This is a genomic window from Guptibacillus spartinae (assembly GCF_028610625.1).
Classification (GTDB): domain Bacteria; phylum Bacillota; class Bacilli; order Bacillales; family Guptibacillaceae; genus Guptibacillus; species Guptibacillus spartinae.
The window spans coordinates 142,990-159,372 of sequence record NZ_JAQQWU010000003.1; the positions used below are offsets into that span (position 1 = coordinate 142,990).

13 protein-coding genes are annotated in these 16,383 nt (G+C 32.1%); 12 read left to right on the top strand and 1 reads right to left on the bottom strand.

The genetic code is table 11. The features are described from left to right. The first annotated feature begins 4 nt into the window (after positions 1 to 4). The 5 genes from PQ511_RS07420 (at position 5) to PQ511_RS07440 (ending at position 6,798) form a co-directional block, all read left to right on the top strand. Entirely contained in the window at positions 5 to 1,195 is a 1,191-nt protein-coding gene (locus tag PQ511_RS07420) for a glycosyltransferase (protein WP_273851270.1), read from the top strand. A gap of 18 nt (positions 1,196 to 1,213) precedes the next feature. Beyond that, entirely contained in the window at positions 1,214 to 2,410 is a 1,197-nt protein-coding gene (locus PQ511_RS07425; RefSeq protein WP_273851271.1) for a glycosyltransferase, read from the top strand. 225 nt (positions 2,411 to 2,635) lie between these two features. Further along, entirely contained in the window at positions 2,636 to 4,414 is a 1,779-nt protein-coding gene (locus PQ511_RS07430; protein WP_273851272.1) for an ABC transporter ATP-binding protein, read from the top strand. Between the two features lie 186 nt (positions 4,415 to 4,600). Next, positions 4,601 to 5,632: a glycosyltransferase family 2 protein gene (locus PQ511_RS07435; protein WP_273851273.1), complete on the top strand. Its 1,032-nt coding sequence runs from the start codon at positions 4,601 to 4,603 to the stop codon at positions 5,630 to 5,632. A 65-nt stretch (positions 5,633 to 5,697) separates the two neighbouring features. Further along, a complete protein-coding gene (locus tag PQ511_RS07440) occupies positions 5,698 to 6,798 on the top strand; it encodes a polysaccharide pyruvyl transferase family protein (RefSeq protein ID WP_273851274.1) in 1,101 nt (366 codons plus the stop codon). 140 nt (positions 6,799 to 6,938) lie between these two features. Here PQ511_RS07440 and PQ511_RS07445 read toward each other — a convergent pair whose 3' ends face one another. Next, a complete protein-coding gene (locus PQ511_RS07445) occupies positions 6,939 to 9,275 on the bottom strand; it encodes a right-handed parallel beta-helix repeat-containing protein (RefSeq protein WP_273851275.1) in 2,337 nt (778 codons plus the stop codon). 256 nt (positions 9,276 to 9,531) lie between these two features. Between PQ511_RS07445 and PQ511_RS07450 the strand changes: the two genes are divergently transcribed. The 7 genes from PQ511_RS07450 to PQ511_RS07480 all read left to right on the top strand — a co-directional run bounded on the left by PQ511_RS07450 (position 9,532) and on the right by PQ511_RS07480 (position 16,382). Then, positions 9,532 to 11,460, top strand: coding sequence for an asparagine synthase-related protein (locus PQ511_RS07450; RefSeq protein WP_273851276.1), 1,929 nt, complete (start codon positions 9,532 to 9,534; stop codon positions 11,458 to 11,460). A gap of 14 nt (positions 11,461 to 11,474) precedes the next feature. Continuing rightward, the gene (locus tag PQ511_RS07455; protein WP_273851277.1) at positions 11,475 to 11,600 is read left to right on the top strand and encodes a paeninodin family lasso peptide; all 126 of its coding nucleotides are present in this window, start codon (positions 11,475 to 11,477) and stop codon (positions 11,598 to 11,600) included. 74 nt (positions 11,601 to 11,674) lie between these two features. Beyond that, positions 11,675 to 12,610 carry a phosphoenolpyruvate carboxykinase (ATP) gene (locus PQ511_RS07460; protein WP_273851278.1) on the top strand — a complete coding sequence of 312 codons (936 nt, stop codon included), beginning with the start codon at positions 11,675 to 11,677 and terminating at the stop codon, positions 12,608 to 12,610. Then, entirely contained in the window at positions 12,603 to 12,893 is a 291-nt protein-coding gene (locus PQ511_RS07465) for a lasso peptide biosynthesis PqqD family chaperone (RefSeq protein ID WP_273851279.1), read from the top strand. Before PQ511_RS07460 ends, PQ511_RS07465 begins: the two co-directional genes overlap by 8 nt. Before the next feature lie 33 nt (positions 12,894 to 12,926). Beyond that, complete coding sequence (locus tag PQ511_RS07470; RefSeq protein ID WP_273851280.1) at positions 12,927 to 13,376, top strand: lasso peptide biosynthesis B2 protein; 450 nt, start codon at positions 12,927 to 12,929, stop codon at positions 13,374 to 13,376. A 25-nt stretch (positions 13,377 to 13,401) separates the two neighbouring features. Then, a complete protein-coding gene (locus tag PQ511_RS07475; protein ID WP_273851281.1) occupies positions 13,402 to 14,598 on the top strand; it encodes a nucleotidyltransferase domain-containing protein in 1,197 nt (398 codons plus the stop codon). Continuing rightward, positions 14,595 to 16,382 carry an ABC transporter ATP-binding protein gene (locus PQ511_RS07480; RefSeq protein WP_273851282.1) on the top strand — a complete coding sequence of 596 codons (1,788 nt, stop codon included), beginning with the start codon at positions 14,595 to 14,597 and terminating at the stop codon, positions 16,380 to 16,382. Before PQ511_RS07475 ends, PQ511_RS07480 begins: the two co-directional genes overlap by 4 nt. Position 16,383 lies beyond the last annotated feature (1 nt).

The window sequence follows — 16,383 nt, forward strand, 5'->3', positions numbered from 1 at the left end:
TTATTTGAAGAAAAACATTTTATTCGTGATTGAATCTTTGGATTGCGCAGGAGCAGAGAAAAGTTTAGTTACCTTACTTTCTATGTTGGATTTTGAAAAAGTTTCAGTTGATTTACAGTTGTTTTCTTACGGCCAAATTTTAGAAGATTTAGTTCCAAAAGAAGTGAATATTTTAAAACCAATTCAATACACATTGTTCTCACAGTATAATTTAAAAGATTCACTAGTAAATGCATATAAGCAAAAAAACTATAATATGTTAATTTCAAGATTTAGATATTCTACATTTATTAGAATGAGAAATTATCGAAATTCTCAAAAAGCTAGAATATATTGGGAAAACACTTCAAATGTAATTGAAAGTAATTCGAAAAAGTATGATGTCGCGATTAGTTTTGCCCAGGGAGTACCAACTTTTTATGTCTCAGAAAAAGTACATGCTGAAAAGAAATTTGCGTGGGTTAATGTTAGTTATAAATTAAAAGGGAAAGATAAAGATTTTCAGAAAAAACACTATGATAAATTTGATAAAATTGTAGCGGTATCTGAATCAGCTAATGAAATTTTTTTAGATACATTTCCCATATACAAAAAGAAAACTACTGTAATTTACGACATTAATAATCCGGAATTTATTTCAAGTATGGCTGATATAGGAAATGGCTATACAGACAATTTTAATGGTATAAGGATATTGACGATAGGGAGATTAGCTAAGCAAAAAGGTTATGATATAGCAATAGAAACTTGTAGGAAATTAAGAGATATAGATATTGATTTTAGGTGGTATGTATTAGGCAAAGGTCCACTTAAAAAGGAAATTGAACAATTGATTATTGATTATAATCTAAAGAACCATTTTATTCTCTTAGGTGTTGAAGCAAACCCCTATCCTTTTATAAAAAATGCTGACATATATGTTCAGACTTCTAAATTTGAAGGATATGGCCTCGCATTAGCTGAAGCACGTATGTTGAATGTGCCAATTGTTACTACCCGTTTTGATGCTGTATATAACCAAATGATTGACGGTAAAAATGGATTGGTTGTGGACATGGAAGCCGAGGCGGTTAGTAAAGGGATTGTAGAAATCATAAATAATGATCAGCTACGAGAAGACATCATAGATTATTTGAAAGTCGAAAAAAAAGGAAACTTAGAAGAAATTCAAAAGTTTTATCAACTAATAGGGTAAAGAAAGTGAGTTAATCCTATGAAAAAGAAGCTCTTATTTATGGTGATCAACATGAATGTTGGTGGGACAGAGAAAGCATTATTAAATATGATTTCTGAAATGCCTAAAAAGGAGTATGAAATTACAATATTAATGCTAGAGAAGTATGGTGGTTTTCTAGACTCTATTCCAGAAGGTGTAACAGTAGAATATATTGAGGGTTATAATTTGCTAAAGAATCTACTAAACAATCCACCTAGACAAATCATTATGGATCATCTCAGGAAAGGAAAGTTATTAAAAACTTTAACCTATGGGGCAATTTTTTTGCTCGCAAAGTTTTTCGGAGAAAGAACTCTTTACTTTAAGTATTTGCTAAGAAAAACACCCGTTTTAGAAAAAGACTATGATGTCGCTGTAGCTTATGCAGGTCCGATGGACTTCATAAGCTATTTTGTTGTGAATAAAATAAAGGCAAAGAAAAAGCTTCAATGGATTCATTTTGACGTATCAAAAATTGGATTCAATAGAAAGTTTGCGAAGAAAACATATAGGAATTTCGATAGTATCTGCACAGTATCTGAAGAAGCGAGGAAAAAGATAATTAGTGCAATTCCAACATATGAAAACAAGATTCACACTATACTGAACCTTGTATCACCTAAAAGCATACTTGACCAATCTAAAAAAGAAGGAGGATTTTCTGATAAAGAATTTACTGGGTTGAGAATATTAACTGTTGGAAGATTAGCACCTGAAAAGGGGCAGGATATAGCAATTTTGGTTTTAGAACGCCTTATTAGAAGCGGATATAACGTCAAGTGGTATTGCTTGGGAGAAGGGAAGTATAAAGAAAAATATGAGAAATTATTATCAAAGTTGAATCTGAAGGATAACTTCATCTTTCTAGGATTGGATACAAATCCTTATACTTATATTAATCAATGTGATATCTATGTCCAACCCTCAAGGTATGAAGGATACTGTATAACTGTAACAGAAGCCAAAATTTTAAGAAAACCTATTATTACGACAGATGTTAATGGAGCAAGAGAACAAATCATAGATGGCTATAATGGATTGGTTGTTGATATACAAGAGAATGAAGTTTACGAAGCAGTTAAAAAATTAATAATAGATCAATCCCTTAGAGGGAAATTCACAAAAGCACTTTCTGACCTTGATGTAAACCATACAACTAATATTAGTAAAATACTTAATATTAGTAGTTTTTAGGTCACCATACCTATTACAAGACGTAAATGTGGTGGAGATATAAACGTGCTATTAATAACTTCTGAAAAAAAAAGGGCCTCCTATCTTAATAGCTGAAGTGTAGTTTATTAGAGGGGTTATTGAAAGTGACAATTCAATTGATTCATATATGTACAAGACATTTTAATATAATAATGATCCTTTTCAATATCATATATTTATTATATACAAAGAAGGTGTGAAAAAATGAGAGATTCCACAAAAAAATTACTAAAGTTATTCAATAAAAGAGAGAAAAAGAAATTAGTTATCTTATTTGTCATGATGATTGTAGCAGCATTGTTTGAGACTATTGGTATTGGTCTAATCGTTCCATTTGTTGGAATTGTAACTGATCCAGGAATAATTGATACCCAGCCTATATTATCGTATTTTTATGTAAAAATGAATTTCGAATCATCTCAAGCATTTATTTCATTTTCTGTGGTGGTTTTACTCTTTATTTTTGTATTGAAGAATATTTATTTACTACTTTTTAATTATGCTCAAGTGAAAGTAGTGTTAAATCAGCAAGTGAAACTATCTCGAACATTATTTAAGGAATATCTAACTAAACCTTATACTTTCCATTTACAACGAAATACGGCCGATTTACTAAGAAATGTAAATGGTGAAGTCCCCAAAGTGTTTCAAGGAATTATCATGTCGGGTTTACAATTACTTACAGAATCACTTGTTAGTGCGTGTATCTTAATTCTACTATTAACTACTGCTCCATTAGCGACTTTAACTTCTTCTATTTTATTAGGTGGAAGTGTTTTTTTATTTTTTAAATATTTTCGTCAAAAGATTTCACAACTAGGCAAAGAGCAACAAGAGGTAAGCGGTACAATGATCAAATGGGTGAATCAGGGTTTAGGAGCTAGCAAAGAAGTTAAAGTCTCTGGAAAAGAAGATTTTTTCATAAAATCTTATGCTGCTCAGAGTCAAATTAAGGCGAATAATAGTGTGTATATGAAGATTCTTGAGCAGGTTCCAAGGCTATTTATTGAGACATTACTAGTAACCATTGTACTTTTGACAATGGTGATTATTGTTTTCCAAGGCACAGAAACATCTGTCATAGTTTCAACTATGGCATTATTCGCAATGGCCGCCTTTAGAATAATGCCTTCAATTACACGCATAGTTGCCTTAATAACCACCATTCGATATAGTCAACCAGCGTTAAAAGTTGTTTATGAGGACTTATTCATGAATAAAGAGTTGAACTATAATGATGGAATTCAATTTAAAAAACCATTTAGTATGGACAAGGAAATTAAGTATTTTAATGAATCAATAAAACTAAACAAAGTCTCATTTAGCTATCCAGGTCAAAAGGATTATTCAGTTAAGGATGTGTCTTTAAACATACCAATTGGCCATTCTGTAGCATTTATTGGAGAATCTGGAGCAGGTAAAACCACTCTTGTAGATCTTATCCTTGGATTATTCACTCCAGAGAAAGGAACAATATTAGTTGATGGTAATAATCTTGCAGACCAAAGAACACGATGGCAACAAAAAATTGGCTATGTTCCTCAGTCGATTTTTCTTTCAGATGATACCATTCGTGGAAATGTTGGTTTTGGAATCGATGCTGAGAAAATCAATGATAAGGAGGTATGGAGAGCATTAGAGCAGGCTCAATTGAAAGAGTTTGTTGAAAAACTGCCAGATAAATTAGAAACAAAAGTAGGAGAACGTGGAGTAAGAATTTCAGGAGGTCAACGTCAACGTTTGGGTATTGCTAGAGCATTGTATCATAATCCGGAAATATTATTCATGGATGAAGCTACATCAGCATTAGATAATGATACTGAAAAAGAGATCATGAAAGCGATTGATAGTTTGAAGAGAGATAAAACATTGATAATTATAGCTCATAGGTTAAGTACCATTGAGAATTGTGATGTTGTTTTTAAACTAAGCAAAGGGAGACTTGTATCAATAGAAAATAAATTAAAAAGAACAATTATGTGAGGATCTAATATGAATAGGAAAATAAAAGCAAGATTATTGGTTCAGATGAGGATAACTACCATCGGCTAGTCAACATGTAGATTAAGTACTATTGAACATTGAGGTATAGTGTATCAATTTAACGTTGGTAGTTAGATTTTATTAAAATAAGATGAAAGCGATCAATTAGATGAAGAGGGTGAATCTATGGAGAAGCCGATAATAAGTGTAATTGTACCTATTTATAATGCTCAATTATATCTATCAAAATGTATAAATTCAATTTTGAATCAAAGCTTCTTTTCTTTTGAACTCATACTTATCAATGATGGATCGACTGATAGGAGTGGGGAGATTTGTGATGCTTATGCAAATGAAGATAATAGGGTTAGAGTTATTCATAAATGTAATGAGGGAGTAAGTATTGCAAGAAATACTGGACTTAATGTTAGTAGAGGGAAATATCTAATGTTTGCAGATGCGGATGATTATGTTGAAAAAAGTTGGTGTAAGTTATTGTATGACTTAATTGAAACCCACAAACACTCGATGATAATAAGTGGATATAATATTTATAATTACGAAAATAACGAAAGAAGAACCAGGACGCTAGGAGAGGGAAGCGTTATAGATATTGATAAAAGCTCATTTTATACGCTGTACGAAAAAACACTTTTAAATACACAGTGGAATAAAATTTATGATGCGAACATTATTAAAAGCAAAAAGATATTCTTCAAAGAAAAAATTTCTCTTGGAGAAGATTTATTATTTAATCTAGAGTATTTAAAACATGTGGGAGATAAAATTTTTATTTGTAATATTCCTTTATACAATTATATTAAAAGTGAAAAAGAAAGTTTAGATAACAAATTTCATGAGAATTTATTCGAGATATATAACATTTTATTTTCTGAAATGTATAATTGTATGAAGCTTTTTAAAACAGATATAGAACATATTAGACCAACTTTCTATAATTCATATTTAACAATGATGAACTCAACTTTGGAAAATACTTTTAGAAAAGAATGCACACTTTCATTTATTAATAAAGTAAAACATAATTCTAAAATATTAAAAAGTAAAGAATTTAAAGGTGCACTTAAATATGCAAACTTAGAAGGGTTTGTACCAACTTATATCATGTTATTAAAATTAAAAAAATACTTATTAATCTACTGCTTTTTGAAGATCATTCATCTTAAAAAGCGCTTCCCTAATTTAAAGTTTGGCTAGTTAAAATGAAAGTATAATAATTTTGTGTAATTTCTCTTTATAAATAAAAAATAGAATGCTGGGTGATGAAATTGAAGAAACTGTTAGTTGATATGTACTTAGCTTCAAATTTAGGCGATGATCTATTTTTAGATATACTTGCAAACAAATTTAAAACAAGCAACATAACTTTAAATTATTATAATAGTGATTATGATGAATTTATAGCTAATTATAATAATATCAATAGAAGACAATTTTCAATTTTAGATAAAATATCAAGTCGATTAAGTAATGATATACAAAAAGATAGGCAGACTGCAAAAAGTTTCGACGCACTGGTTTTTATTGGTGGGTCAATTTTTATGGAAAATAACTCTTATCATAGAGCTTTATATAATAAGAGAATGAGTTTAGCTAGGGAATTCGGCAGATTAAGTAAACCAATTTATGTACTTGGAGCAAATTTCGGACCTTATAGTACTGTGTCGTTTTATAATGAATATCTAGCTTTTTTCGAGTTGTGTAGTGATGTATGTTTTAGAGATTATTATTCTTACAACTTGTTTTCACATCTACCTCAAGTTAGATATGCACCAGATATAGTTTTTCAATTAAGTCCAGGAAAATATAAAACTAAGTCTACTAAAAAATTGGTTGGATTTTCTATTATTGATGTGAGGAAAAAGAAAGGGTTATCAGAATATTATGAGGACTATATTAGAAGTACAATAAAGTCAATAGAAGTATTTCAAAACCTTGGTTATGAATGTTGCTTAATGTCATTTTGCAGTAGAGAAGGGGATTTGAAAACTATTAATACAATAGTAGAACGGCTATCTCAAAAAAAATTAGAGAAAGTTGTAATTTACAATTATCAAGGGGATATTGGAAGGACCTTGGAAGTAATAGCTACTTGTGAGTTATTTATTGCTGCGAGATTTCATGGGACTATTTTGTCATTAGTATTAGATACCGGTATAATACCAGTGATTTACAACGAAAAGACAACAAATGTACTTAAAGATATTAATTTGGATCAACTCATAGTTGAAATGGAAAATATACAGTTACAATATGACTTACCAACAATTCAACAAGGATTTAATAATAAATTAGATATTATACCTATTAAGAAAGAGTCAGAAAAGCATTTTCAATATTTAAGTGAATACTGCACTGAATAATATTTAATATTTAATTAGATCACTTTGTATTAATAGTGTGATTTTTTAATAAACTGAACTATTACTCCAATTAGGATAAAAATTGAGGTAATAGCTCAGATAAAAATATATAATAGTAGGATATATAACTCAAAAATTAACTAATCAAGAATACCATTTATAATATTATTTAAACTAATTGCATTTTCATTAAATATAGGTTGAATATTTTGCAAAAAATTATCTCTATACACTGCAATGTTTGAATTTATTCCATCCAAACCTAACTTCATTGTCAATGTTGATTTAAACACATTATTTTCTAAAATAACGGTCTCTGCTAGGACGTTGTATGAATAGATGAGGTAATTATTTGATTTGGAGTTTTTAAATTCAAATATATTGTTAGATAGTTTTATTAGTTTCCAATTTCCTCTAATAGAGAATGCCCCATCAGAGCTCCCTCGAAAATCACTATTTAAGATATTTAAATTAATAGGAAGGTTTGGGGTAAGATAAAATAACACATTATTTTGCCATTGAAATTCACAATTATTAAATTCATAATTTTCGGAAATACTGCCAGTACCTAGCCCTATTCGACCGGTGTTAATAAATCTACAATTTTTATAACTGCCACCAGGTAAGCGTAAAATGATATTTTGAGGATGGTTTGTATCTTTGAACAAAGTATTATCGAATATCCATCCTGTTTGTGCAGCGTTAGGTACAAATATAAGTGGTTCTGACCCCACTCCTTCAAAACTACAATTTGATATCGATTGTGGGGCCCCATTAATTGATAAAACAGAAGGGGTATTCTCTCTTGTTGAATAGTCATTATCAACTATAATTCTACAATTTCTTACAGCAGATGAGTAAGGATTTGTATTGGAGAAGCCTAGATTACTGTTATAGAATAAACAGTCACTTACTAAAATTGATTTCGCTCCGGAAACTCCTATACTACCGTTGTATATGTGATTGTTGGAAAAAATTGCATCTCCCTTTAAATTAATTTCAGATTTAATGAAAAAGTTCCCATTTATGATACTTCTATTAGCGCCATTTTGTATGATTAAAGATTTGGATAGTTTGTTATTAGTAATATTCAAATGTCTACCACTTACAGCAATGATATCGTGTGCGCTATTATCATGGAAGTGATTATTATCGATAAAAATATATTGGTTTATGTCCCTAGCATCTTCTATATCAATACCACTCTGTGGAGCTGTCCCACTAATATGATGGATTGTACAGTCTTTGATAAGAACGTGTTTTCCTCCTGTTAAACTAATCCCTAGTCTTCTACAATCATGTAGATTACATTTTTCTATAAATATGTTTTTAGGAATATGCGGAACACGGATAGAAATGGTAGAACCACTTGAAGAGGGTAATTCTTTTTGGTGAAGAATTACTTTTGCATATTCTGCACCAATTGGAACTTCTACTTCGTCAAAAAATTGATTCTCAACTTTTGATGATAAAAAAGTATTATTCTTTCTATAAAATACTACATCATAGATATCTGTTTTTATATCATTTCCTAGTCCTCCATAGCTTCCACCATAAAGTCCAAAATAACCATATTTCTTAATTGAAGCTTGTTGCATAGAAATATTTAATTTGTACCTAATCCTATTCGATTGATTATTAACTGTACCGTCAATTAGACTTATCCCACCAGATTCGAATTCGTCGCCTTTAATAGTTTTTAATGTTCCATTCACACTAGCAATAGTAATAGCATCTCCAGTGCAGTTAAACACTTCTAGATTATCTAAAGTAATAAACCTTATATTACTACCTTCTAGAGGAGTATCATACCCAACCGAGATTCCATAGCCGAATTCATGAGTACTTGGAATAGTAGTATAATCGTGATTATCCTTATCACCTTCAATCCGTCCATTAGTAACTCTAGAATACTGTTGATTTTCATCAAATTTAATTATGGCGTACTTTATTAACCCATTATTTCTTACCTTCAGAGTAGAACCATTTAAATCTAGTGTCATATAACTTCTAGGACGAATAGAACTGTTCTCATCAATTAAATAAAGTCCAGTAGGTAGTACTACTTCTTTATAATGTTGTTGAGCAGCCCACACTAAGGCATTATTAATCCCAATAGTTGTGTTCACAGCGTCAGTGCCGTCATTTTTTACGTTCCATCTTTCTAATTCTAGTACATAGGAAGATTGATTATTAGAAGAAGGAATACTCGTATTTATACTGGGTCTCCATTTACCATCCTGATATTCTAAAATGTTTCCTTCTGTAGGTGAAACACTAGTAGTATCAATATCGTTAATATTCGCTGTAGTTAGTTGGGATAATCTATCTATATCGTTATTGTTAGCTAATAAAAGGTTACCAGTCTCTGATCCAATAAACAGTTCATTCGTATCTGTACAAAGTCCAAATTCACCAACATGTAGAAGAGGTAGCTCTGCCTTTAAGCAGCTCTTAATTTGAATCTTTTGAGCCATTAATTACACCTCCATTTTAATAACTTACGTTTCTTAATTAACATATGTATTTATGTTTAAAATGCTTGTACTTATTGAAAATTTTAGTGATATTTACTTAGATTATTAGAGGAATTTATATTGCTTTTCTTAATAAAATATAGTATCGTTCTATATATAGAACGATACTATATTTTATTAAGAAAAAGTTTGGCGTTCTTCATTAGATGAAGCAAGTAATTTTGATTTAGAACATATAGAATTGAGGAGAATCATTATGAGTGCAATCACAGGGATCTATCATGTTAATAAGAAGCCTATAACTACAGATGTTGTCAATAATGTAATGGGTTCTCTTAAAGAGTTTCCTTGCGATGATTCCCAGTTTTGGCTCAAGGAAAATGTTTTCCTCGGGTGTCATGCTCAATGGATCACACCAGAATCGATAAATGAGCAGCAACCATTTTATGATTATGAAAAACAATTGGTCATTACGTCAGATGCCATTATTGATAATAGAAGTGAACTATTTGATATGTTGCAAATAGATCATGGTGATAGAAAAACTATGACTGATAATCAATTAATTTTACTAGCTTATATAAAATGGGGTGAAAATACCCCGAAATTCTTAATTGGTGATTTTGCGTTTATGATCTGGGATGAAAGGCAGCAGGAGTTTTTTGGGGCAAGGGATTTTTCTGGTAGTAGAACACTCTACTATTATTACAGTGATCAAAAGTTCGCTTTTTGTTCAATTAATAAACCATTATTTCAATTACCCTATATCAAGCCTAATTTAAGAGAAGAATGGTTGGGTGATTTTCTCAGTATTCCATGGAATTTTGAATCCATTGATACCACTTCTACTGTATTTGAGGATATAAATCAACTGCCTCCTTCTCATAGTATTTCAATATCCCACGGTCAATTAAAGCTTACAAGATACAATACTTTGATAGAAGGTGAAAAACTAAAATTAAAATCAAATGAAGAATACGAGGAAGCTTTAAAGGAAGTATTCGAACGTGCAGTTACATCGAGACTTCGCACACACCGTAAAGTAGGTGCACATCTTAGTGGCGGATTGGATTCTGGTTCAGTTGTAGGAATTGCAGCAAACTCGCTAAAGCGAGAGAACAAACAATTACATACCTTTAGTTATATACCTGCTAAAGATTTTGTTGATTGGACACCTAAAAATCGATTAGCTGATGAAAGACCTTTAATAAAGGCTACAGTTAACTATGTAGGCAACATAAATGATAACTATTTAGATCTTGAAGGGAAAACTCCTTTTTTTGATATCGATGATTGGTTAGATGTATTGGAGATGCCGTATAAGTTCTTTGAGAACACTTTTTGGCTAAAAGGAATTTTTGAAGAAGCACACTCTCAAAACATAGGCGTTTTGCTAAATGGACAAAGAGGTAATTGGACGATTTCTTGGGGGCCAGCCCTTGAATACCAGGCTCGACTATTAAAAAAAATGCAATTAATGAAATTGTATAATGAAATATCCCTGTACAGTGAGAATATAGGAGTTAGTAAATCTCGTATATTTTCTATAGTTAGAAGGAAGATATTTTCTATGTCTTCCTTGAAGAAACAACCAAGTCAATTTATACAGATGATTAATCCAGAATTTGAGAATAAGTTAAATTCTTTTGATAAATTAAGAGATTACGGAATTGATTTGAACGGGAATTCAAACGATAATGTTTACGATATTAAAAAGAAACAATTTCAAGATTTATTTTATTGGAATATTACGGGGACCTATGGCTCTAAATTATCACTACGTTATTCTTTATGGGATCGTGATCCTACAAATGATTTGAGAGTTGCAAGGTTTTGTTTATCAGTTCCAGAAGAACAGTTTGTTAATGAAGGGCTATCTAGGTCACTTATCAGAAGATCAATGAAAAACATCCTTCCAGATGAAGTAAGACTGAATCAACGTACAAGAGGAATCCAAGGGGCAGATGGGCTACATCGGATGATGCCTGTTTGGAGGGAGTTTATCGCAGAATTAGAAAATATGTGTAGAGATTCCCTTGCGAAAGAATATCTGAATATTGAAATTATTAAAGAGGCAATACGTTCCTTAAAGTTTGAACCAAAACCAGAAGATGTCTATGAGATGAAATTTCGAATATTAATGCGCAGTCTCATTTTTTATCGATTTATAAAAAAATTCAACTGAAAGGGGGTGGGGAAATGAAAAAAGCATGGTTGAAGCCTGAGCTTGAAGTACTTAAGGTTGAAATGACAATGGCGGGACCTGGAATTAAAACTCCAGATGCAGTCCAGCCAGATGTTGATGAAGCTGTCCATTATAGTTAAATACTTAATTAGTATCTTGGCCCTTATAACTTCATATAAGGGCTTTCTTGTAAATAAAATTTGGAGTGAGCTAAATGGATACAGAAAAATTTTTATTTAAAGCATTTGGATTTATTATTAGAAGTGATTACTATTTTAAAGAATTAAGTTTTTTAATTAATGAAGATAACTTGCTTCTAGCGGATATAGATATAAGAATTGAAGATTTATCTACGGTTTGGAGAGAAGAAGGAGAAATTGGGAAATTCAATGTGAAAAAGAATCAAACTTTATTTCAGGTTAAAGACACTGCTGTTTTCTGTGTTAAGGATGGAAATGAAATATTGGTTTCCCCGTTCAAAGAATCTGACCAAGATAAGGTTAAGCTCTATATATTAGGAACTTGTATGGGGATATTACTGATTCAAAGAGAGGTATTGCCTTTACATGGAAGTGCAATATCGATTGCTGGAAAGGCATATGCTATAGTCGGCGACTCAGGTGCAGGTAAATCAACATTGGCTTCTGAATTTATGAAGAGGGGGTATGATTTACTAACTGATGATATTATTCCTGTCATTATTACTTCTGAAGGCAAACCTACTGTTGTTCCAAGTTATCCTCAACAAAAGTTGTGGATTGAAAGTTTGAGACAATTCGGGATGGATTCAAGTAAATATCGCCCACTCTTTGATAGGGAAGAGAAATTTTCAGTTCCATTAAAAAATCAATTCTGTAATACCTCGTTACCCCTGGGTGGTGTTTTTGAATTAGTTAAGTCAGTACAGGATGGAATAGAAATAGCCAAGATTACTAAATTAAACAAGTTACAAATCCTTTCTACTCATACCTATCGCAATCAACTCATTTCTAGATCTGAGAAGTTGGAATGGCATTTCAAGGTAATATCAGAATTAGCAACTAATACTTTTCTATATCAACTTAGACGTCCACCTAATTGTTTTACAGCAGCTGATTTGGCAGATCAAATTTTATATCAAATCAATAAGGAGGAGCCTTTACATGCTTAAAAACAGTTTAATCAATCCTACTCAATTAGTTAGTCAGGTGCCAGGAAATATAGCAAGCGATATGGATGGTGAAAAAGTAATTCTTAGTATTGAAAACGGTAAGTATTACAATTTAGGCGAAGTAGGTGGTGAAATCTGGAGTCGACTTTCTAAACCAATAAGACTTAATACACTAATAACAAACTTAATGGAAGAGTTCAATGTAGGGCGAGATGTATGCGAAGCCGATGTTCAGTATTTTCTGGGGAAGTTACTCGACGAAGGTTTAGTAAAGGTAGATTAACAACTTGCCCTCTTATTTTACTTGAAGGGAATAGTGTATTTAATGAGAAAGCTAAAAACCTATCTCTCATTTAATAGACAAACAAGGAGTCTGATACTTGAGGCATATTTCTATTTAGGAAAAGCTAGATTGGATAAAAGTGCTTCATTTTCCAAAGTAGCACCTACTTTAGGGGTGAAAATGGATGAGACTGATTATGAAACGAAAGAGTTACATCAAAAAACTATACGAGTGATCTCACAAGTAATAGACATTGTTAGTAGATATACTTTCTGGGAAAGCCAATGTCTGGTCAAAGCGATCGCAGCTATGAGAATGCTTGAAAAGCGTGGAATTGAAAGCACTTTGTATCTTGGAACAGCAAAAGATGAATGTGGAACTTTAATTGCACATGCCTGGTTACGCAGTGGGTCTTATTATGTTACTGGTGCAGAAGGAATGGACAGATTTACGGTAGTAAGTCAGTTTGCTAAAAGGGTGTAATCTTACAAAACAGAAGGGACAAGCTATGGAGAAATTTAATTATCTTGCTCTGGACAATATCCCAAAGGAATTAAAGTTATTACTCAGAATAGTAAATTCAGACAAAATAGAAGAAGAATTGCGGGGGGAATCTGACCTATTATTAGGAATAGATTGGCATCTATTTTTAAAACAAGCCAGACATCACCGTGTATATCCATTAATATATGTTAAGTTAAAAGATGTCAACGAAAATATCATTCCTCCTTTTGTAATTGATCAATTAGCAAATGATTATAAGAGAAACACGTTTCAAATGCTTCATTTGAGTGCAGAGTTGGATACACTAAGTAAGGTGTTCTTAAAAAAGAACATTAAATCTATCTTTTTAAAAGGACCCGTTCTTGCCCAAGATTTATATGGAGATGTGTCACGTCGAACTTCAAGTGATTTGGATCTTCTTATTTCAATTAATGATTTATCTAGGGTGGAAGAATTATTGGTAAGTGAAGGATATGAAAAGGATGATTATATTGAAACGGTATTTAGTGAATGGAAATGGCGACATCATCATGTGACTTTTTTTCATTCAAAGAAAAGAACAAAAGTAGAAGTTCATTGGAGAATGAATCCGGGTCCTGGCAAAGAACCACGTTTTGCAGAATTATGGGAAAGGAGAAGAAAAAGTCCTTTAACTGTTACGCCTGTCTATTTGTTAGGAAAAGAAGATATGTTTTTATTTCTTGCTTCTCATGGGGCGAGGCATGGTTGGTCAAGGTTAAGGTGGTTAATTGATATTAAAAAGCTTTTAGAATGCCCGGTTAATTGGGTTAAAGTTAAGCATTTATTAAAGGAATTTCATTACGTTACAACAGGTGAACAAAGTATTCTTTTAGCTTCAGGGCTTTTGGGTGCAAAAATCCCCAAAGAGTTTAATTATTTTAAAGCACATTCAGAAAGAGTTGCAAATCAAGCGGTATTTTATTATGAAAACATGGTGAATCTACACACGGTTCCTGTTCCTGAATATATGGCTAAATATCATAAAAAACACTTGTACTCCTTAATGTCTTTGCGACATAAAGTTTTATTTCTACTGAGTTTTTTACATCCATATCCCGAAGATGCAATAACACTTCCACTACCAAAGTTTTTATATTTTCTTTATTACCCATTACGACCATTTTTATGGGGGTGGAGAAAGTTAAGGTCATCATTACCCCAAAGGGGGACAGCAATGTGAGTAATATCATTTACTTTTTGAAGCAAATTCATTTATTCTCAGGAAAAATACTTTACTTTAATTTAATTGCAATGATGTTAATTGGCTTACTTGAGGGTGTAGGGATTCTCTTGTTAATTCCATTAATAGGTATGACTGGAATTGTTAAAATTGATGTTAATGATATACCATTTTCAACATTTTTTCATTTTCTTGAAGTACTTCCCAATAATCTGAGTTTACCTCTAATACTTGGATTCTTTATTGTGATTGCTATTAGTCAGCATATCGTTCAACGTCATATTACTATTCAAAATACAATTATCAATCAAGGTTTTCTGAAGCATATCAGGTTAGAAACATATAGGAGAGTGCTTCAGTCCAATTGGGGATTTTTTGTTAAGAAGAGAAAATCTGATCTCATTAATATTTTATTATCTGAAGTGGCTAGAGCATGTGTTGGAACAAACTCACTACTCCAATTTTTATCCTCACTCATAATTACTTCTATCCAAATTGTCCTTGCTTTCCTTTTAGCACCGACAATAACTAGTTTTGTCATTCTTTGTGGTTTTGTTCTGCTCTTTTTCAACCGAAAATTTCTTAAGCATTCTCTTGCACTTGGAAAACGCAACTACGAACATGCTAGAATTTACATGGCAGGGATTACAGACCAGATCAATGGAATAAAAGACATCAAAAGCAATACGCTTGAAAAGTCCAGAATGAACTGGTTTAGTGGTATAACCGAAAAAATGCAAAATGAACAAATTGAGTATACGAGATTGAAAACAACGTCGCAATTATATTACAAAGCTGCTTCTACTATTTTAATTGCGCTTTTTATTTATATGGCTATTAACCTGTTTAATGCGCAGGTTGGTCAACTCACCTTAATCATTGTTATTTTCTCAAGACTATGGCCAAGGGTTGCAGGTATTCAAGCATCTATGGAACAAATCGCAACAACTCTTCCTTCATTTAAGGCAGTGAAGGCTCTGCAACATGAATGCGATCAAGCAAGCGAATTTGATATAAAAGAAAGTAAAATAAAATCAATAGAATTTAACCAACAAATCGAATGTCGGAATGTTTTTTTTCGTTATAACGAGGAAGGTTCTTATGCTCTATCAAATGTAAATCTCAGCATTCCTTCTAATCAGATGACTGCATTTGTTGGAAGGTCTGGAGCTGGGAAAAGCACATTGATCGATTTACTTATGGGATTGAATCAACCACAAAAAGGTGAAGTTCTCATTGACGGTGTTCTTTTAAAAAGCGAACATCTTCTCTCACTCAGGCGTTCGATTAGTTATGTGGCGCAGGACCCCTTTCTTTTCAATACTTCCATACGGGAGAACCTTGTATTAGTTGCTCCTGAATCCAGTGATGATGATTTGTGGGAGGCACTAGAATTCTCTTCTGCAGCTGAATTTGTGAAGAGACTACCAGATGGTCTTGATACTTTAATAGGCGATAGGGGGATTAAGCTGTCTGGTGGGGAACGGCAAAGACTAGTTCTCGCGCGAGCTATTTTAAGAAAGCCCCAAATTCTAGTTTTAGATGAGGCCACTAGCGCGCTTGATACGGAGAATGAATCAAACATACAAGAAGCGCTCGAGCGATTGAAAGGGAAGATGACAATCATCGTTATTGCGCATCGATTATCAACCATTCGCAACGCTGATCAAGTGATTGTCCTTGATGAGGGGAAAGTCATCCAAAAAGGCGGATTTAATCAACTGGCTAATGAGAAGCGAAATGTGTTTAGTCAACTCCTTCATAATCAGGTGAAGGCAACCTAAT